Genomic DNA, 19,076 nt, shown 5'->3' on the forward strand with positions numbered 1-19,076 from the left:
AGTTCTAATTAGCAATTAAACGTCCTTTAAATCGTCGATTACCATCAGTAACTTCAAAAAAGTAAATCCCTTCTAGTTTCATAGTTGGTTGAATTGAAGTCTTATTGCCAGTGATATTCAATTCTTGAAAGATCAATTTTCCATCTAATTGATATATTTTAAAACAAGCGTCCTTAAATGACTTAGTTGTATGAATGGTTATTTTATCTGTAAACGGATTCGGATAAATCTCAATATGATTTTCAGCTTCCAACTCAGTTTCAATTGACATTACAATTGGAGGAATGGCATATGGGTCAGTACTTACTACTTGCCACGCAATTGCCTGCATCATTGCTGCTTGTGCAACTGTTGGCGGGTCAAACTGCCACCCTGCCGCCGCAAACGTTTCGTTTGTAAGTCCCTCCGGGGACTCTTGGAAAATAGTAGCAAAATGGACACAGGCTGCCAGGTAATAAGTCATTTCAGTGGGATGTATGGTAGCTTCGGGAGCGTCATTTGAATCAAACAACTCTAACCAATCAGTAATACCGGGAAACACCCCAGCTCTCACGCTATCAACCATTGCTTGAAATGCAGCAGAAACAGGCACAATCCTTATGTCACTCCCTATATTTATTTCACTAACCGAGTCAGCGACCTGCTCCCACAATGGTCGCATGGTGCTGTTCAAATCAATCCAAGTCTGGTATGGATCATTACCAGTCAAATCAATTTCGTTATGAAATTCCATCAAGTACACCTGTGTTGAAGCATTTGCCTCTATGGCCATATCATAAAAGTTATCGACTGATTGATACGAAGTGATAACGTTCTCATTGCAGAATTGACTTCCAAGAATCACTTCCTGAATTGGTATTTGCTCAGCCAAGACCAGCATATCATAATCACCTGTTTGTAATTCTATGTGTGAGTCTGTCCCTCCCTGAGGTTCCGTGTGATTGAACCACTGATTAGCCAAACAAGTCCCACCAATAAATTGAAACCCATATTCATATGTATCGATACCTGCGTCGGCAGCCAGATCATTGACCATTTCTCCTACAATAAGATCCCAGCCAAACCCACTATGACCTATGTAATAAGTATTGTGTTGCGAAAAAACGAGGATTGGAAAAGCGAATAGCGTGAATAAGGCAGGGTATTTCATGGCAGGATATTTACATGAAAGAGATAGAAGTTACAAAATGCCCCTAAGAATTGGAGGATGATTCGATTATCCGGTGAATCAGATCGATGAAATATGGTCTCTTTGCAACTGAACAAGTATGCTATTTAGTTGGATGCAGCTTGTTTTAGGGTATGCACTCATGTTTTCCTTACCTCACCTCCTACCAAATACAACAAATACCCATCTACTTCATATCCCATTTCACTCAACAGGGCCACATATTCTTTAAGTTGTCGATTGTCTTCGCTTTTTGGCCGACCACTTTTAAAATCAATTACGGTTGCTTTATTTCCATTGATGATCACCCGATCCATGCGCTTAATCTCGCCATCTTTAGGAAGAACCACTACCTCTGTTTTCACTTGACCATTTCCATCAAACCAGGATCTGATTTGTTCATCTTGCCAAAGCCTATTAATTAAATTCTCATATCGTTTTCGATCTTCATTGGTGATCTGCATACCACATTCATAGCGATCCAAAACACGATTGGTATCTTCATGATGAATAATTTCTGAAAGAATCTGATGCAATAAAATTCCTTCATTCCTACTCTTTTCAATTTCATCATCATAGTACGCTTTCCCAGTCTTTCTTACTTTCAGTTTCGTACTCCATTTATTGGAGGTGTAATATTCAAGGTGAACCATCTCGTCTTGTGACTCTCTATGCTTAATCGGCACATTTCCTACCGTATATATATTCGTACCTGAGTTCCATCCTTCCGGAGATTGGAGCTCAAAATAGCTCCATAACAACTTACTAGATGTACTAAACATCTTATCCTTCTTACCAGGTAGCGGATCACAATGAACATAGAGTGCAGTTTCTGCTCTGGTAAATGCTACGTATAATACATTAAGGCTTTCTAAGTGCCATTTTGCAAATTCCTTTTGATAGCTGGATACAAATCGGGTATTCTCCAATTCAGACTTATAATCCACAGGTAAATTTTCTCCCTCATTATAGGGTGACTCATACCATACCGGCTTGGAACGGCTGTTCATATCAAAATTGCAGAAAGGCACGAATACGATTGGATATTGGAGTCCTTTTGACTTGTGAGAGGTGATGACCTCTACAGCATCCAGAGCTCCTGTCAATTGTACGGATCGCTTCTTGCCATTATCCTCCCACCACTCCATAAATAGCCTGATATCCGAACGGTTGTTTTTGGTAAACTCTAATACTGCATCCTGAAAAGCCTGCAGATAAACAAACTCGGAGGTCAATTTATTTAATTCAAACGTTCTGATCAGTACCTCTACCAATTCCAAAATAGGGAGATGAAGCAAATGCTGTTTGTACTTGGTAAAACTTCCCGGTAATCCCGAGTTTGCCAGTTTGGAGAAATCGGCATGGCCCGAAAAATCTCTTTGTTTTACCGTTTTCTGATACCGGTAAGTCAGATCCGCTTTTATACTTATATCATTGGGGTTGATGAGATGACTAAACGCCGACAGTACAAGTTGGACAATCGCTGAATTCTCCAACAACATTCCCTCTGCAGATATTACTTCTATTTGTGTATCATGCGTCCTTCGGTAGTCCAGCACATGGTTCACTATGTCCGTGGCTTCTTTATTGGTGCGAACCAAGATAGCCATATCATTTAGTCGATGACCCTCTGCGAGTAAGGACTCCATTCGTTCAATGGTGCACTCCATTGATCGTTGTTTCCATTCATTTCTTTCTGCTTCAAGAAACTCAAGATGGACCAAACCATCTATTCCTTTGTTGTTTTCTGCTACTTCTTGCTCAACCCCTTCATAGGTCTTGAGAATCATTCTCCCCTCTTCCTCAGAAATCGACTCACCCATTTCCGCTACCATGATTTGTGGCAGTTTGGAAAAGACCTGATTATTGAAGTTTACTATATTTTTGGCGCTACGATAATTGGTACTCTTGCTTGGATCTACAATCGTCTGTGCGATATCCTTCTCTACCGTATCTAACAATAAAGTAGGATCACCACCTCTCCAGCCATAAATGGACTGCTTAGCATCGCCAACAATAATATTTTCGTTTCCATTGGCTAAACTCTCCTCCAATAAAGGCTTAAAGTTGTTCCATTGAAACTGAGAGGTGTCCTGAAATTCATCAATAAGGAAATGCGAATACCAGGTACCCACCTTTTCATAAATAAAAGGAGAGCCGGTATCATCTATAATTTGTGAAAGAAAATCAGGAAGATCAGAAATCATGATTATTTCCTCTTCTCTTTTATAATCCTGCAATTTTTGGGAGAGGTCCGTCATAAGACCAAGTGTGTAGAGATGTTTAAGTACCGCACCGGCCGTATAATAGTCCTGCTTATTAGCGTCTATGTAATCCAATGCCGAGTTCATCAATGGAATCAATGAAGATTCAGCTACACCGATAATTTGATCACGCAATTTGCTGGACTTGGAGGTCCATGCTGCCGAATCTTGTCTAGCTGCCTCTACACGTTTTGTTAACAGACTGTCATATTCCTTTTTTGCAAGCTTGGGAAAAAAGCCTCCCGGACCGGAAGCTTTATAGTTGAGGTCATCTATTGTAAGACCTGCGGCTTTCATCGCCTCATCATACTGGCCCGCTACTTTTATCAGGTGATCTTCAAATTTCTTTTTCGTGTTTATTAACTCACTTTTAAGGTTCTTAATCTTTTCTTTTATCTGCTCATCAGCGAATTGACCTTGTGGTAGTTTTTTGAATTCCTCTTGGAAGAGTTGCTTTGCCAATTTACTTACCTGCCCTTTCGTCTCATAGCCTTCACCTTCTGCTAGACCTTCCATAGAAAATTCTACCAGCCAATCACGAAGGTGCTTATTTGCTTCTACCCCTTCATAAACGTTTGAGGTAATGAACTCCGCTACCTTATCAACATCCAACTCAATCCCAAAACTTCCTTGAAGTCCAATTTCCCTGGAAAAGGATCGGATTACACGATGAAAGAACGTGTCGATGGTTGTAATGTTGAAGTAGCCATAATGGTGCAGCAGGTGAGTTAATGCACTATTGGCTGACTCTATAATTTCCTTTTGCGATTTTCCAAGGTCTTTCTCAAAGACCGGAATCAATTCATGTGTTCCTCTGGAAATTTCTATTAGAAATTCCAACACACGTTCCTTCATCTCCTCCGCTGCACGATTGGTGAAGGTTACTGCTAAAATCTTTTGATAGTAATCTTTCGATCTAAGCGCAAGTTTAAGATATTCCTTGGCCAGCGTGTAGGTTTTTCCGGAACCTGCAGACGATCGATAGATGGTAAGTGACATGCTACGAAAATACCCTTCAACGCCTTTCTTTGATCGATTTTATATGAATAGTTATCCACAAAAATTCCATTGTTACCTAAATGTTAACAAAATATTACCAAGTTCTTGCCTATTTATTAACATTTGGGTAAAATTACATACCTATTTAGATAATACTAATTTAAGAAGTAAGAGATATGAAAAAACAATTATTAATTCTAACCATGGTTTTTGTTGTGCTATCAGCACAAGCGAGTAATGGAAATGGTGAAGCTGAAAATCCAAAACCTGTGAATTATAAAGAAATTATCTCTGAAATCACATATCCAAAAGTATGCATGGAGAAAGGCATAGAGGGGAAAGTAATCGTCACCTTGAAAGTGAATAAGGATGGAAAAGTGATTAATCATCAGTTCAATTCCTATCCATGTACAGATCTTAGAGATGCCGTAAAGGGTGTTCTAAAAGATTTGACATTTGAGCCCGCAAAAAATGCAAAAGGTAAAGCTGTAGTTGGAAAAATTGCAGTACCTATAGATTTTAAATTAACTATCTGATTTAATTATCGGATCAATTTGTAAGCCGCCTCGATTCGTCGAGGCGGTTTTTTTATGTCCAACCTTCTTATATTATTTACGTTTAGGAATTTTATATTTAATTTACATTTAGAAATTAAACTTCTAAATCTATGAAGGAATATCAGTTAGGTGAATTTGAAGAGATTGTTTTGCTCACGGTAGCCATTCTTCACGAAGACGCATATGGCGTATCAATAAAAGAGGATATCGAAACTCGACTAAGTCGAAACGTAAGTGTAAGTGCATTGCAAACCGCCTTGAGAAGGATGGAAAAAAAGGGCTATTTAAAATCTGAACTTGGCGAGGCAACCGCTATTAGAGGAGGTAAACGGAAACGTTTTTTTAAAGTAACAAAGACAGGTAAAGCTGCCTTGGACTATGCTAAAGAAACCCGCGCAAAGTTATGGTCAGCAATCCCGGATGTTTCATATGAATACACAAAAGCATGGATAAGCAACGGCCTTCTCCCCCTTCCTGGTCTACCAAATTCCTAGCATGGTTTCTCAAAGAGGACTACTTCGAGGACGTGCAAGGAGACCTGGAGGAGGAATTTCAACTGAAAGCTCAAGGCAACAGTCTGGTGCGTGCCAAACGCTGGTATGCATGGCAAATTATCCGGCTGTTTAAGCCGGAAATGGTCAAAAAAATAGAAACTCAAAACTCAATTGAAAAGGAAACTACTATGTTTAAAAACTACTTCAAAATCGGACTCAGAAATCTCTGGAAATACAAATCCAGCACGATTATCAATGTAATTGGATTATCTACTGGTATCGCAGCGTTTGTACTTATTGCCCTTTTCGTTAAAGATGAATTAAGCTACGATCGACACCATGAACATGCGGCTAATACCTATCGTGTAACGGTAAAAAATTATACCTCAGATGGTGATATAAGCAGGCAATGGGCATTTGCTTCTGCTGGTCATGCCAATCGATTAAAAGAAGACTACAGCGAGATATCACATGCAACCAGGTTTTTCCCGTGGGCCTTCCCGGATATTAAATACAAGGATCAGGAATTTTTGGGTGAACAAGTCATCTTTTGCGATCCTGATGCCTTTGACATTTTCAGTTTTGAATTTATAGAAGGAAGCGCTGAAAATGCATTTCCAGATGTTTACTCATTGGTTTTGACTCGTAAAACTGCAATTAAAATTTTTGGAACCGACTGGCAGGAAAATGGGGTAATCGGTGAGACCGTAACCTTAGCCAGAGATGGAAATGAAGCTCCATTTAAAGTTACAGGTGTCATGGAGGATATGCCGGATCAACAACACTTCCATTTTGATTACCTGGCTCCTATTCGCTTCGTCGAAATGATTATGGGTGAAGATGCTGCAAATAATGTAGGTGGTAATTATAACTGGATGACCTTCATAAGAACCTCCACCGATGCTAGCATGCCTGCGCTCACGGCCAAAGCAAATGACGAATTTTGGGATAAATACATTGGACAATTCAGGTCTGGTATGGATGCTCGAGATTTTTATGATTTCCAGTTTCAACCGCTCCTAGATATTCATTTGACATCAAATCTGGAAGGTGAGTACGAGACCAATGGGTCAATCGAACAAGTCTATATATTCAGTATCATTGGTTTCTTGCTACTTCTCGTTGCTTGTGTGAATTATATGAATATTGCCACTTCCCACTACTCAAGGAGGATGAAAGAAGTGGGAGTACGAAAGGTAATTGGTGCTTTTAAATCATCTCTCATCAAGCAATTTCTATCTGAATCATTATTGGTAGTTATCGTTTCACTACCACTGGCTATAATTCTGGTGATTTGGGCACTTCCATATCTCAATGACTTCATGGAAAAGAAATTAGTATTTAACCCATTTATTCAGACCGATATTTTCCTAGGCTTAATTCTTCTTATGGTCATTGTTGGTGGATTGGCCGGGTTGTATCCGGCGCTCTTCCTCTCAAAAATCAATCTGGTACAGGCATTGAAAGGTGAGCAATCTATGAATGCCAGCAAATGGAACTTCAGATCTTTTCTGGTAACCTTCCAGTACGTCGTTACTATTGGTCTCATTTTCGCTATCGGAGTGATCGAAAGCCAGATGAATTTTATCCGAAATTCCGATCCCGGTTTTGACAGGGACTACATGGTGAGCTTGGTGCTTCCGCGTGGGGATTATAGTAACGAGACATTACGAAATGAACTTTTGAAACATCCGGGGATTGAAAAGGCAAGCTTCTCATCACGGATACCTACAGGCAGGCTTGCTGATAGCTGGGGATCTCGATTCTTTAAAGGAGACTCTGCGATCGCTACCAATTTCAGATTACCTATCGTCACTGTAGATGAACATTTCTTAGATACTTATGGAATCGATATTCTGGCAGGAGAAAATTTCAGGGAGGGCATGGAAACAAATCTTCAGGAAGACACCATCGTAACTGGCTATTATATTATCAACGAAGAGGCAAGTAAAGCGCTGGGGTATAATGATCCCAGCGAAGTAATAGGAAAAAAATTAGGGTATGGCCCTTCAGAAGGTAGGATAGTTGGAGTAATGAAAGATTTTCACTTTGAATCACTTTACAGTCCAATTGTTCCAACCTTATTCTTAATGAGGGATCGATACCGTCGGGTTAGCCTCAAACTAAATTCGGATGACTTAAGAGTTACATTGGATCATATCGAAAACGTTTATGCTCAATTTGATGCTGAAAGCGATCCAAATTATCGTTTTGTTGATGACCTGTTTAATGAGCAGTATCAAAAAGAAGAACGACTCGGCAGCATGATTAAAGTCTTTGCGGTGATAGCAATTCTGATTGGTTGTCTTGGTCTTATCGGTATGGTAGGTTTTATAATTGAAACGAAGCTCAAGGAAATAGGAGTTCGGAAAGTATTGGGTGCATCTACTGGAAGTATCTGGATGATCATTAGTAACCGTTTCATGATCCTTATTGGGATCGCATTTCTGATAGGGTTGCCGCTGGCCTATTGGTTTATGAATGATTGGCTGGAGAGTTTTGTCTATCGAACCAATATATCCATATTCTTAATTGTATCACCGATAATCGCTGCAGCTATTCTCACACTTTTGGCAATTGCTTTTCAAACTATCAAAGCAACTCGCGTTAATCCGGTGGAGTGTTTGAAAGATGAATAAATTCGTTTTGAAAATAATTTTAGAGCCATTCGTCATTAGATGAATGGCTTTTTAATTTGCATAGTAGTTAACTTCAAACCATGATTGATAAAGTAGTAACAAGCGCGGATGAGGCAATCCGTGGAATATCAGATAATATGACCTTAATGCTTGGAGGTTTTGGACTTTGTGGCATCCCCGAAAATTCCATTGCCGCTTTAGTAAGGGCCAATGTGAAAGGGCTTACATGCATATCCAATAACGCAGGAGTGGATGATTTTGGTCTCGGATTATTACTTCAGAAACGCCAAATCAAAAAAATGATCTCATCCTATGTGGGTGAGAATGCAGAATTCGAACGCCAAATGCTAAGTGGTGAGCTAGAGGTGGACTTAATTCCACAAGGCTCACTAGCGGAACGATGTAGAGCTGGAGGTGCAGGTATACCTGCTTTTTTTACTCCGGCCGGATATGGAACTGAAGTGGCAGAAGGAAAAGAAGTTCGGGAGTTTAACGGTAAGCCACACATACTCGAATCAGCACTTACGGCTGACTTTGCTATAGTTAAGGCATGGAAAGGAGATAGAGCCGGTAATCTTGTTTTTAAAGGAACTGCGCGGAACTTCAATCCTCCGATGGCCATGGCTGGTAAAATCACAATCGCTGAAGTCGAAGAACTCGTTGAGCCAGGAGAACTGGATCCTAATTTTATTCACACACCAGGGATTTTTATTCAGCGAATTTTCCAGGGTGAGAAATATGAAAAAAGGATTGAACAACGAACTACCCGATGAGTGGATTTGAAAATGTTTCGATTTGAAAATGAGAAATGATAAAGAAAATGCTTGATAAAAATGGAATAGCGAAACGAATCGCACAGGAACTTCAGGATCGTTGGTATGTAAATCTGGGAATCGGAATTCCAACTTTGGTGGCCAACTATATACCTGAGGGTATAGATGTCGAATTTCAATCAGAGAATGGTCTATTAGGAATGGGGCCCTTCCCTACCGAAGATCAAGTAGATGCAGACCTAATAAATGCAGGTAAGCAAACAGTCACTACGCTTCCGGGAGCTTCTATTTTCGATTCTTCTACTTCATTCGCCATGATTAGAGGTCAACATGTGCAGCTGACGGTTCTTGGAGCCATGGAAGTCGCCGACAATGGAGATATTGCCAATTGGAAAATTCCTGGTAAAATGGTCAAAGGCATGGGTGGAGCGATGGACCTGGTTGCATCAGCTGAAAATATCATTGTGGCTATGATGCATACCAATCGAGCGGGTGAATCTAAGCTTCTCTCCGAATGCACGCTTCCAATTACAGGTGTAAAATGTGTGAAGAAGGTGGTTACCAATCTGGCTGTTCTAGATATCACGCCACAAGGGTTTAAGTTGATTGAGCGCGCACCGGGTATATCGGTTGATGAAATCAAAAATGCGACAGCAGGAAGGCTAGTGGTTGAGGGGGATATCCCGGAAATGAAGATTTAGCAACCTATAGAAATATCTTGATCTACCTTTGCAGCAATGAACATTGGTGAATATCATATCCTGGAAGTAGATCGTCTAACAAGCCCCGGAGCATTTCTAACGGACGGTGAAGAAGATGTTTTATTACCTACCAAATATATTCCCGGAGGCACCAGAGAAGGGGATCAACTAAAAGTCTTTGTATATCGGGATTCGGAAGATCGAATCATCTGCACTACACAAAAACCCTATGCATTAGTCAATGAGTTTGCCTACTTAAAAGTGAAAGATGCCAGCAATGTTGGGGCTTTCATGGACTGGGGCATAGATAAAGATCTCCTCGTGCCTTTCAGTGAACAAAAAAACAAACTCCAAAAAGGACAATGGTGCCTGGTGTACCTTTTCCTGGATGAAAAGACTGACCGAATGGCTGCAACAGCAAAGGTGGCAAAGTATTTTGATGATGAAATTTCAGTAGCAGAGGGTGACGAAGTTGATCTCCTTATCACCAATGCAACAGACTTGGGAGTCAACGTAGTGGTTAATAACAAGCATAAAGGCCTGATCTATGAAAATGATCTTTTTCATGACGTGCTAGAAGGAGACAAAATCAAGGGATTTATCAAAGCGGTTCGTTCAGATGGAAAATTGGATGTGAGCCTGAGAAAGGAAGGATTAGAAAATCTGGAAATCGGGGCTCAACAAATTTTAACAGAGCTCAAAAAATCAGATGGGTTTTTACCTCTCCATGACAAGAGCGATCCAGAAGATATCCAGTCAACCTTACAAATGAGTAAGAAGAACTTTAAACGGTCAATTGGAATTTTGTATAAGAAGAAATTGATCTTATTGGAAGAGACGGGCATTAAACTTAAAGCATAAAAAAACCTGTCCGAGGACAGGTTATAACAATAATTTATTGACAAATTATTCCTCAGTCTCTCCTTCTGAGGATGCTTTACTTTCCTCGACAATGGCGTCATAAACAACCTGATATCTTGTTTTAACGTCTGCATCGGATTTTAAAGCTTTTTTTAATGAGTTATACAATCCAGCTCCAATATCCTCTTTAATTTTTCCAATATAATCCTCCTTAAAAGATGCAGTCATCGAATCATAGTTTACTTGGATCTTTTTGAATGCAACCATCTCATCATCCGTGATTGCAATTTCTTGCAATTTCAATGAGTCTCCTTTCGCAGATTTTATTTCTACAAACCGAGTAGCCTCAAGTGTTTCATCGTTATTGATCCATCCGTTGTAAACCTCTGTCATCCGGCCTTTTTCCATTTCTGCCCATGCCATCACCGTAGCATATTTGGTTAGATCTTCATCACTAAAAGTGGCCTCATCCTGAGCATTGATTTTTCCAAATCCAGCGATTAAGCAAACGATTAATAGTACTTTTTTCATCTTTATTTTAGGGTTATTTTTTCTGACAAGTCGCAAGTATATATCATTGATTTTTACAAAATCAATACCTCAAAACAACATTTTGAATTCCATAAAAAAAGCCGATAAAAATATCGGCTAGTGAAAATACGGAGTTTTTAATTTTATACTCACAGGAGCATTAAGCGACCTGCATCAGAACTCTGGCCCAGTCAGCCTGACTTCTTATTTTTAACTTCAACCGGATATTCTTTCTATATCCATCATAGGTATGAATACTCATCGCCATCTTGTCCGCAATTTCGCTTCTTGAGTAGCCTTTGCTCAGCCACCTAATCAGTTCGATCTCTCTGTTGTTCAGTTCATCCTCAACTTTTCCTGTATTTCTCTTGGTTACTTTCATGGGGATTGATTTATAATAACACCCCTAATTAAGTATACCTAATTCGGTATTGCGAACTTTTTGTCGTGAGTGACAGAAAGCTTAGCGTGAAATGCAGGTTACTTCGCCAGCCGTTCTTCAAGTCTGGACTTATACGTACGTGAGAGCTTCAGTTCTTCACCGTCATTAAGCAGAAGATAGTTGCCATAAATTGTTTTTACGAACTCCAGATTGACAATGGTTGATCGGTGAATCTGCACAAATTGAGCCGGAAGAACATCCAAGATTGAACTCAACTTATTTCGATCTATTTCCGGTCGATCCTTATCGTTTAGATAAATCTCCAGGTAGTGATCGTCAGACTGGATGTACCGAATACGATGTGGATCCACTACTGCTTTGCTTTTTAACACCACATAAGGAGTTTCCTTTTCTTTGGACTCCTTTTCAAATTTCTCAACCAGATTTCCCAATTGAATATTGGTAAAGGCAAGCTTATTCTTTTCCTTAATGATGTTCATCAGTATAGCAATCATTGCATAAGACAATACGCCAACCTCGATAAAGAATCCTGCGAAGAGTGGCTCACCAGGAACCAGAGATCGATCGATTGCTCCATACTCCATTAGTATCTGACTGAATACTCCGAGAAAAAAAACGGAATATCCCACTAAAAATATGCGGGCAGAGAACGGATCAATCCTCATGTAATTCTCGGCACTAGCATACGCAAAAGCAATGATTGTGATTACCACGATATACCTCATTGATATGAGTATCGGGGCAGCATTTACGATAAATGAAGGAAATAAGAACCACAAGATGGAGCTCCCTACGAAAAGAGCTAAAAAGATATTCATGACTCGATTGAACCGTGGCATGGTCTGGTGGGTGTCAAAATATCGCTGGATGTACATTATCAAAAACACCATTGCGAGCTGGGTGGTAAAAGGAAAGAAGTGGGTGTTTAATTCCGGATAATCTGAAGTTATGAACTGATATCCATAGCCAAGCTTGGCAAAACACCGCAAACCAAACGTTAAGACATAAAGCGCGTACCATATAAAGATGCTAAACTTCAATCTAAGGCCAACAATTAAAGACAATAGCACCACCAACCCCAGGAAACCGAAACAGAATCCATAGAAGATAGTCTCTTGATTATACATCCTCCAAAAGGAGTTTTTCGGATAAATTTTTAAAGGAAAACGAACAGCCGATTTGCGCTTATCCACATTTAACAGGAAAAGTTTACTGTCCGACTGATTGATTTTTATGGGGAATACAAAATTTCTGTATTGTAGCGGTCTTAGGTCAAACTTGAACCGGTCCCCGGTTTCAAATAATTGAATTGCGGAATCATTTCTTATTTCAAATAGCTGTAAATAATCGAGTTGTGCATAATCAACTTCAAGGTAAAATTCGGTCTCATCGAGTTTATTAGAAAGTGGAATTTGAATCCAATAGGCTAAATTGGTTATCCCGGGATTCACTTTCTCGGAAACCAACTCCATCTCTTCTTCTTTGATCCTGTCCCATGCTTGCTGTCCATCCAATGTGTCTTTGGTGCTATTCACCTGGACTACATCATTGAGATAATAAACAGAGGCATCCCCACTCAACTTAAGTTGAGTTTCAGTTTGGTTTAATAAGAAAAATATAAACGCTAGTTGAAAAATTATTCTAATCACTACTTCTCACTCCTCATAATTTCGAATATAGTAAATGAGGGCTATTCATGAGGGCTATTCAATAGAAGATCCATAAATGTCGATACACAATTATGTGAGCGGTAAATTAGCAGGGCTAGTACATAAAAAAAACCGACTAATAAGTCGGCTTGATTTCTTGAAAATTATTGAGTTAGTTTTTTAACTTATCAAAAAGATATCCGAATCCATCCTTGATTCCAGTGTAAGCTTCTTCCGTTTCATCCTTAATTCCATTGACTTTGTTTGAAACATCTGCTTTTACATCAGACCACTTTTCTTCACCTGTATCCTTGATTTTATCGTATTGCTCAATCAATTCTTCACGTTTAGCTCTTAGCTTCTCAATCTGCTCATTGAATTTATCTTTTGCAGATTGCTCCACATCAGCTGCCTTTGCCTTCAAGTGTTCAATTTTCTCTTCCAACTTATCAGCAAAAGCTTTAATGCTTTCCTCATATTTATTTTTATGATTAATATCTACTTCGTTTAATATTTTCATTTCGTCCATATCGTTAATATTTATATCTATTGTTAAAAATTATTTACTTGGTTTTTTAGACAACTCACCGTTTCCGGTAGCAACGTTCATTTTCATTTGTGATAATGCTTCACCACCTTTAATTCCAAAATCCAATGTTCGGATAGGGAATGGTATTGAAATATCGTTTGAATCAAATGCTTTTTTGAGAGCCATAATAGCCTCACTTCTCGCGTTCATGAACCCTGGTTGTCCCGGGTATTCTATCCAAAACTGGAGCACAAAATTTATAGAGCTATCTCCAAATTCTGTGTAGTAAAAGTTAATTTCTTCATTTTTCTTAAGGAATGATTTGTCTTTAAGCGCTTCTACAGCGGTTTGTTTCGCTTTATCTAAATCGTCTCCATAGGAAACACCACATTCCAAATCAATTCGTCGTTCATTGGTCTTTGTGTAATTGGTAAGTGAATTTTGGAAAACTTCTTTATTTGGGATTATTACATGCAATCCCTGAAAGGTTCGAATGACGGTCACACGAAGATTAATATCTTCAACCTTACCCATATAACCATCCACCTCAATGATATCTCCTACCACAATAGGCTTTCTGATAGCAAGCATCACACCTGAAATAAAATTCGCGGATATGTCTTGAAAGGCAAAACCTAATGCTAATCCTATTATTCCGGCACCAGCTAAGAGAGAGGTGACCGTTTTTTCCAATTGCAACACATTCAATGCGACCATTAATCCAACGATGATAACAGCTACGTGAATAATGGTGGTGAATAAGTTTCGAATGGCAGGTTTATCATAAAACCGTCTAAATATTTTACCAGCTATCGTCTTTATTATCCGAGCAAGAAAGTAGAAAACGACCAGTACAACTACTGCCACGATAAAGTTGGGCAACATTGCTGTTATTGACTCCAGCCAATTTTCTAATTTTCCCTGTAGTATATTAATTGCTTGTTTTATTCCAAAATCCATAAGTGTATAAGTTCGTTGATGCACTTATTGTTTTGAAATTATTGTTCCAACAACTAAATAAATTAATAATTGATTGACTATCAACTAGTTAATTTAAATTCGAATTTTTGATGAAATGAATAAATTCTCATTTTGAGAAAATGATTCCAGCTTAAAGAAGGGTAATAAGATATCAATGATTGATTATCCCTCCATCAGCTCTGTCAATTCATAAATTGACTTATAGCCTCCTTGTTCTTGAACGTACTCCAACATTTTATTGAAAAAGTAGTCCGAACCCAAGGTGGCAGAATCCCCTACCAAAACCAATTGCTCCTTTGCACGGGTCATTGCTACATTGAGTCTACGGTATTCCTTCAGAAAGCCAATTTCTCCATTTGGATTGCTTCTCACGAGTGATATGTAAATCGCATCTCTTTCTTGCCCTTGAAAAGCATCAACGCTATTTACGTCAATGTTTTCTCTGAATTGTGCCAATGATGGAGATTGATTAACTAATCGATTCAAAATCTCTACTTGTGCTTTATATGGTGCTATGATACCAACCTTCAATCCCTCCAGGTTATCGTCTTGTATGAGTCGAATCAAAAATGCCGCTTCTTCCTCGTTGTAGGTGCTTAATGTTTCCTTTTTTATCCTTTCATCATACCCTGCCCCTGCAGTATCAATAAAACGAATCGCTGGGTCAAACCTATTTTCGCGAGATAGTACCGAAGGTGCTGCTTTCAGTTTTCCCTTATAAAACTGCTGGCTTGAAAATCCCATAATCTTTGGATGCATTCGATATTGAGTTTGCAACATCACTATGCCTTCCGGTTGAGCTTCCAATCCCCTGGCAAATAAGGTGTGTTCTAATCCGTCCTTGGCAGCCTTCATTGATTTGATGGTCGGCGGTAGCTGAAAGTGATCACCTGACATAATTACTCGCTGCGAACGAATAATTGGTATCCATGCAGCCGCCTCCAGCGCCTGCGAAGACTCGTCTATGAATACCGTCTTGAATATACGGTCCTGAATAAGCGAGTGACTGGAGCCCGTCAATGTGCATGCAATTACTTCAGCCTTATCTACCAGATTATCCGAGATGTAATTTTCCAGATGACGAGATTTATTCTTGAGCGTACGCGCTTCCTTATATAACAAGTCTCTCTGCTTTTTTTCCTCCCTCCCAAAATTTCGCTTGTATTTACCTGCCATTGCACGGTATTCTTCAGACTGCCTACGCATTTCTTTCAATCGCTGAAAGTCCGGATGCTTGCTTATTCTGACATCCAGACTATTTTCAACCACATCAGGTGTGAGTCTTGCCGGGTGACCAAGTCGCAATACATTGAGTCCTTCACCAATTAACCGCTCCACCAACAAGTCTACCGCCGCATTACTTGGTGCGCATACCAGTACCTGCTTTTCCTGTCTTATCGTCTCCTTGATGCATTTTACAAGTGTAGTTGTCTTCCCGGTTCCCGGTGGACCATGTACAAATGCAATATCATTTGCATGAACGATTCGGTCAAAAGCTTGATTTTGAACCTCGTTTAATGAGGGTAAGTCATAGCTATGTCCTTTAGTGAATGAAGCGGGTTTTAATCCGTAAAGAATGTCTCTCAATTCTGCCAACCGGTCATTGGTAGCATTCAGTACCTGATGAAGTGACCGATTCATTTCCCGATAGGTTCCATCATCAAATAACAGATTTACTCCAAGTTTATCCTCTTGTACCCATTCAGGCAGGTACGATTGGTTCAGTACAATTCGCATATTGCTATCTCGCAAATAGCTGACTACACCACTCAGCGTTTTGTCTTTTTCCTCTGTGCCTGAAAAAATACTGACTACCCCTCCAACCTGAAACGCATGTTTCTGCTCTTTCCCAGAAGAACGACTGATCTCCAACGTGATTCGCTCTCCGGTGCTAATAAAATCTTTTTCAATCCGTATAGGATACCAGGTCACGCCATTTTTCACCCGCTCTTTGATCTCGGTATTCATCATGCGCTCCTCGTAAAGCGCATAGTCTGCTGCCTTCTCTTTTTTGAGTAATGCTAGCTGATGTTCGAGACTGGATCGGATTTCTTCTGTTGTCATATTGGAAAATAAACACAAATGAATGGAATTAGTTGATTGTATATGAATCAAGTGCAGGAAGAAGCTAAGATTTACATTGTTGGAGCTGGAGTAAGCGGGCTTATTGCAGCTCAAAATCTTGAAAACTATGGTTACTCACCGATCATACTTGAAGCTAGCGACCGTGCAGGCGGAAGGGTAAAAACAGATGTGATAGATGGTTATCAATTGGATCATGGTTTTCAGGTTCTTTTGGATGCTTACCCAATGGCACAAAAATATTTGGACTTTGATTCACTGCGCTTGCAGTCGCTTCAATCAGGTGCATTGATATTTAAGGGTGACTCATCAACGGAATTTGGCAACTCTCTAAGAGATGTTAAGTTTCTATTTTCAACTGTCTTTTCTTCTTTAGGAACACTTACCGATAAGTGGAAAATCTTTCAACTTAATCAAGCGTTAAAATCAGAAAGGGTAGATATCATTTTCAATAAGGATGAGTTATCGACCCTACAGTACTTAAAACGATACGGATTCTCAGATACAATCATCAAGAACTTTTTCCAGCCATTCTTCAGCGGAATTTTTTTAGAACCAAACCTGGAAACTTCCAGTCGCATGTTCGAGTTTGTTTATAAAATGTTCGGTACAGGTCAAGCGGTTATTCCTGAAGCTGGAATGGAAGCCATACCAAAACAACTTCAAAACAATCTAAAGAAAACAACTTTTCATTTTGACACAAAAGTCAAGGAGGTCAATAACCAACGAATACTTTTAGCAAACGAAGAAGAGTTGGCTACTGATTTTACCATCATAGCTTCAGATCCCTCACAGCTGTTTCCAAGGTATTCATCAACGCTGGAGTGGAAAGCGTGTGACACCCTCTATTTCACCACTCCTATTGATCCGATTGGGTCACCTATTATCGGGCTGAATGCAAATGAGCACGCGCTTATCAATAATATTTTCTTCCCCACGAGTATTGAAACAGCTACTAGGGGAAAAGATGCACTACTGTCTGTCACTGTAGTGAAAGCCCATGAATTGAATGAAAGAGAACTTATCAGACAAGTACAAAATGAACTTAGTAAGCTCTTTTTTATTTCCAACACATCGATTCTTAAGCGTTACAAGATTACTAGGGCGCTTCCTAAGCTAAATGACTTAAAGTATGAACGTGATGAAGGAGAAAGTTTAATTAATGAGCGCATAGCAATAGCAGGCGACACTCATTTAAATGGATCGCTGAATGCGGCAATGATTTCAGGCGAGAATGCTGCGAAGATCGCTCACAGAGCCACATCAGAGTCCCTTTTTACCTTCAGTTGATTGTATTCTATAACGATACTATTTATCCTTGAATAGAAATCCACCTTTAATCATCCAGGAAGTACCGAAAGCAAATAAAGCCACCCATTCTAGTATCAAAACGGCTTTTGTTTGACAAAGCCACTCTTCAGTAGCACGCATGCTTACGATTAGGATAGCTAGGATGGCCAGAATCATGACTATGCCGCACCAGAGGTAGATTTTGTTTCTAAATATCTTTTGAGGAGTTGGATTTGCCCCTTTCTTGCGAAATAAGACAATGCTGACATACGCCAATGTAATAAACATGAGGGCTGCACTGACGTAATGAGGTACTGACACGTCCATTATACCCTCCAAATTTACAACCACGCATGAAGATGTATCGCAAGGGACGGAGGTTGGAAGCAGTGCCACTCCTAACGCAAAAACACCTGCTATACTCGTTGCAAGATTATCCTTCGAGTCAGGGTATCCTTTATAAACAATCAGAAAAACCGAAATAGCTGACAATGCTCCAACGAAGACATTACCGACAACTGAGTAATAGTAATGGCTAATAGTTTCCTGGACTGTGGTACACTGGCCAGACAGAAATGAAAGCAAAATCAGAACGGCCGGAAAAAAGAGTGCAGTAAAACCTACCAGTTTTTTGAGTGTATCAATGGTGACCAATTGAGGATCTTTGGATAATGGATTCATGATGACGCATTAGTTGTGTGACACAATTAAAGTTACATGATAAAAAACTGAATGGCTAAATATGGTTGTAAAAACATGGTCTGTGGCTCATAAAAGAGCATTTCAGATTACCATTCATCAGACTTCTGCTATCATTTTTTGACACCTGAATAAATCATTTTAGTATTGCCGCTTGTTTGAGGATAAGTAGATGATAAGATTCTTTAAAAAGAAACCAAAGAAAAAGGTCCCACCAGAGCTATTGGATATGGATGGTAACCTAATACTTGAAGGTGATGAGGTGCTTGCGGAACGTTATGAACTTGGGGAATGCTCTGTAGAACTAGAAGGGGTCCAGTTTTTTTATGTCTCGAAACACTCCGGAAAAAAAGTAAGCTACGTTAAAATGATTGATGCTATCACCGGTAATCAAAAGGTAAAGAAGCACTGAGCGCCAAGCCTTAGAATTTTTGACTAAAACCTACGAATACGACT

Annotated in this window: 17 protein-coding genes; 8 read left to right on the forward strand and 9 right to left on the reverse strand. The window is 39.5% G+C overall.

The window, feature by feature from the left end; all coding sequences use genetic code 11:
* Positions 1-4: 4 nt before the first annotated feature.
* Complete coding sequence (locus ACO05G_RS09795) at positions 5-1,150, reverse strand: T9SS type A sorting domain-containing protein (RefSeq protein WP_348284603.1); 1,146 nt, start codon at positions 1,148-1,150, stop codon at positions 5-7.
* Between the two features lie 158 nt (positions 1,151-1,308).
* The gene (locus ACO05G_RS09800; protein ID WP_421762628.1) at positions 1,309-4,431 is read right to left on the reverse strand and encodes a UvrD-helicase domain-containing protein; all 3,123 of its coding nucleotides are present in this window, start codon (positions 4,429-4,431) and stop codon (positions 1,309-1,311) included.
* Positions 4,432-4,607: 176 nt separating this feature from the next.
* On the opposite strand from ACO05G_RS09800, the gene ACO05G_RS09805 reads away from it, so the two are divergent.
* The 6 genes from ACO05G_RS09805 (at position 4,608) to ACO05G_RS09830 (ending at position 10,456) form a co-directional block, all read left to right on the forward strand.
* Complete coding sequence (locus ACO05G_RS09805) at positions 4,608-4,967, forward strand: energy transducer TonB (RefSeq protein ID WP_348284605.1); 360 nt, start codon at positions 4,608-4,610, stop codon at positions 4,965-4,967.
* 131 nt (positions 4,968-5,098) lie between these two features.
* Positions 5,099-5,482 carry a PadR family transcriptional regulator gene (locus ACO05G_RS09810; RefSeq protein ID WP_348284606.1) on the forward strand — a complete coding sequence of 128 codons (384 nt, stop codon included), beginning with the start codon at positions 5,099-5,101 and terminating at the stop codon, positions 5,480-5,482.
* Positions 5,434-8,121: an ABC transporter permease gene (locus ACO05G_RS09815; protein WP_421762629.1), complete on the forward strand. Its 2,688-nt coding sequence runs from the start codon at positions 5,434-5,436 to the stop codon at positions 8,119-8,121. The genes ACO05G_RS09810 and ACO05G_RS09815 overlap by 49 nt, the downstream gene beginning before the upstream one ends.
* A gap of 80 nt (positions 8,122-8,201) precedes the next feature.
* Positions 8,202-8,894 carry a CoA transferase subunit A gene (locus ACO05G_RS09820; protein ID WP_348284608.1) on the forward strand — a complete coding sequence of 231 codons (693 nt, stop codon included), beginning with the start codon at positions 8,202-8,204 and terminating at the stop codon, positions 8,892-8,894.
* Positions 8,895-8,941: 47 nt separating this feature from the next.
* Positions 8,942-9,595, forward strand: coding sequence for a 3-oxoacid CoA-transferase subunit B (locus ACO05G_RS09825; protein WP_348284626.1), 654 nt, complete (start codon positions 8,942-8,944; stop codon positions 9,593-9,595).
* Positions 9,596-9,631: 36 nt separating this feature from the next.
* Entirely contained in the window at positions 9,632-10,456 is an 825-nt protein-coding gene (locus tag ACO05G_RS09830) for a CvfB family protein (protein ID WP_348284609.1), read from the forward strand.
* Positions 10,457-10,501: 45 nt separating this feature from the next.
* On the opposite strand, the gene ACO05G_RS09835 is transcribed toward ACO05G_RS09830, so the two are convergent.
* The 6 genes from ACO05G_RS09835 to ACO05G_RS09860 all read right to left on the reverse strand — a co-directional run bounded on the left by ACO05G_RS09835 (position 10,502) and on the right by ACO05G_RS09860 (position 16,613).
* On the reverse strand, positions 10,502-10,987 hold the full coding sequence (locus tag ACO05G_RS09835; protein ID WP_348284610.1) for a hypothetical protein: 486 nt from the start codon (positions 10,985-10,987) through the stop codon (positions 10,502-10,504).
* 160 nt (positions 10,988-11,147) lie between these two features.
* Complete coding sequence (locus ACO05G_RS09840) at positions 11,148-11,369, reverse strand: response regulator transcription factor (RefSeq protein ID WP_348284611.1); 222 nt, start codon at positions 11,367-11,369, stop codon at positions 11,148-11,150.
* Positions 11,370-11,467: 98 nt separating this feature from the next.
* Entirely contained in the window at positions 11,468-12,970 is a 1,503-nt protein-coding gene (locus ACO05G_RS09845; RefSeq protein WP_421762630.1) for a 7TM diverse intracellular signaling domain-containing protein, read from the reverse strand.
* Between the two features lie 241 nt (positions 12,971-13,211).
* Complete coding sequence (locus tag ACO05G_RS09850; RefSeq protein ID WP_348284613.1) at positions 13,212-13,559, reverse strand: hypothetical protein; 348 nt, start codon at positions 13,557-13,559, stop codon at positions 13,212-13,214.
* A 39-nt stretch (positions 13,560-13,598) separates the two neighbouring features.
* Entirely contained in the window at positions 13,599-14,528 is a 930-nt protein-coding gene (locus tag ACO05G_RS09855) for a mechanosensitive ion channel family protein (RefSeq protein WP_421762631.1), read from the reverse strand.
* 183 nt (positions 14,529-14,711) lie between these two features.
* Positions 14,712-16,613 (reverse strand): AAA domain-containing protein, encoded by a 1,902-nt coding sequence (locus ACO05G_RS09860; protein ID WP_421762632.1) that lies wholly within the window; start codon positions 16,611-16,613, stop codon positions 14,712-14,714.
* Between the two features lie 42 nt (positions 16,614-16,655).
* Between ACO05G_RS09860 and ACO05G_RS09865 the strand changes: the two genes are divergently transcribed.
* The gene (locus ACO05G_RS09865) at positions 16,656-17,921 is read left to right on the forward strand and encodes an FAD-dependent oxidoreductase (RefSeq protein ID WP_421762633.1); all 1,266 of its coding nucleotides are present in this window, start codon (positions 16,656-16,658) and stop codon (positions 17,919-17,921) included.
* 18 nt (positions 17,922-17,939) lie between these two features.
* Here the strand turns inward: ACO05G_RS09865 and ACO05G_RS09870 are convergent, their stop codons facing one another.
* On the reverse strand, positions 17,940-18,602 hold the full coding sequence (locus ACO05G_RS09870; RefSeq protein WP_421762634.1) for a hypothetical protein: 663 nt from the start codon (positions 18,600-18,602) through the stop codon (positions 17,940-17,942).
* A gap of 190 nt (positions 18,603-18,792) precedes the next feature.
* Between ACO05G_RS09870 and ACO05G_RS09875 the strand changes: the two genes are divergently transcribed.
* Positions 18,793-19,032 carry a hypothetical protein gene (locus ACO05G_RS09875; RefSeq protein ID WP_421762635.1) on the forward strand — a complete coding sequence of 80 codons (240 nt, stop codon included), beginning with the start codon at positions 18,793-18,795 and terminating at the stop codon, positions 19,030-19,032.
* The last annotated feature ends 44 nt before the right edge of the window (positions 19,033-19,076 follow it).

The organism is Ekhidna sp. (assembly GCF_965227465.1).
Lineage (GTDB): Bacteria > Bacteroidota > Bacteroidia > Cytophagales > Cyclobacteriaceae > Ekhidna.

Bases quoted from the DNA above. Each gene is read 5' to 3' on its own strand.
- ACO05G_RS09840 (WP_348284611.1), bottom strand. From the start codon at position 11,369: ATGAAAGTAACCAAGAGAAATACAGGAAAAGTTGAGGATGAACTGAAC.
- ACO05G_RS09865 (WP_421762633.1), top strand. From the start codon at position 16,656: ATGAATCAAGTGCAGGAAGAAGCTAAGATTTACATTGTTGGAGCTGGA.
- ACO05G_RS09825 (WP_348284626.1), top strand. From the start codon at position 8,942: ATGCTTGATAAAAATGGAATAGCGAAACGAATCGCACAGGAACTTCAG.
- ACO05G_RS09805 (WP_348284605.1), top strand. From the start codon at position 4,608: ATGAAAAAACAATTATTAATTCTAACCATGGTTTTTGTTGTGCTATCA.
- ACO05G_RS09835 (WP_348284610.1), bottom strand. From the start codon at position 10,987: ATGAAAAAAGTACTATTAATCGTTTGCTTAATCGCTGGATTTGGAAAA.
- ACO05G_RS09850 (WP_348284613.1), bottom strand. From the start codon at position 13,559: ATGAAAATATTAAACGAAGTAGATATTAATCATAAAAATAAATATGAG.
- ACO05G_RS09800 (WP_421762628.1), bottom strand. From the start codon at position 4,431: ATGTCACTTACCATCTATCGATCGTCTGCAGGTTCCGGAAAAACCTAC.
- ACO05G_RS09870 (WP_421762634.1), bottom strand. From the start codon at position 18,602: ATGAATCCATTATCCAAAGATCCTCAATTGGTCACCATTGATACACTC.
- ACO05G_RS09830 (WP_348284609.1), top strand. From the start codon at position 9,632: ATGAACATTGGTGAATATCATATCCTGGAAGTAGATCGTCTAACAAGC.
- ACO05G_RS09815 (WP_421762629.1), top strand. From the start codon at position 5,434: ATGGATAAGCAACGGCCTTCTCCCCCTTCCTGGTCTACCAAATTCCTA.
- ACO05G_RS09860 (WP_421762632.1), bottom strand. From the start codon at position 16,613: ATGACAACAGAAGAAATCCGATCCAGTCTCGAACATCAGCTAGCATTA.
- ACO05G_RS09820 (WP_348284608.1), top strand. From the start codon at position 8,202: ATGATTGATAAAGTAGTAACAAGCGCGGATGAGGCAATCCGTGGAATA.
- ACO05G_RS09810 (WP_348284606.1), top strand. From the start codon at position 5,099: ATGAAGGAATATCAGTTAGGTGAATTTGAAGAGATTGTTTTGCTCACG.
- ACO05G_RS09795 (WP_348284603.1), bottom strand. From the start codon at position 1,150: ATGAAATACCCTGCCTTATTCACGCTATTCGCTTTTCCAATCCTCGTT.
- ACO05G_RS09875 (WP_421762635.1), top strand. From the start codon at position 18,793: ATGATAAGATTCTTTAAAAAGAAACCAAAGAAAAAGGTCCCACCAGAG.
- ACO05G_RS09855 (WP_421762631.1), bottom strand. From the start codon at position 14,528: ATGGATTTTGGAATAAAACAAGCAATTAATATACTACAGGGAAAATTA.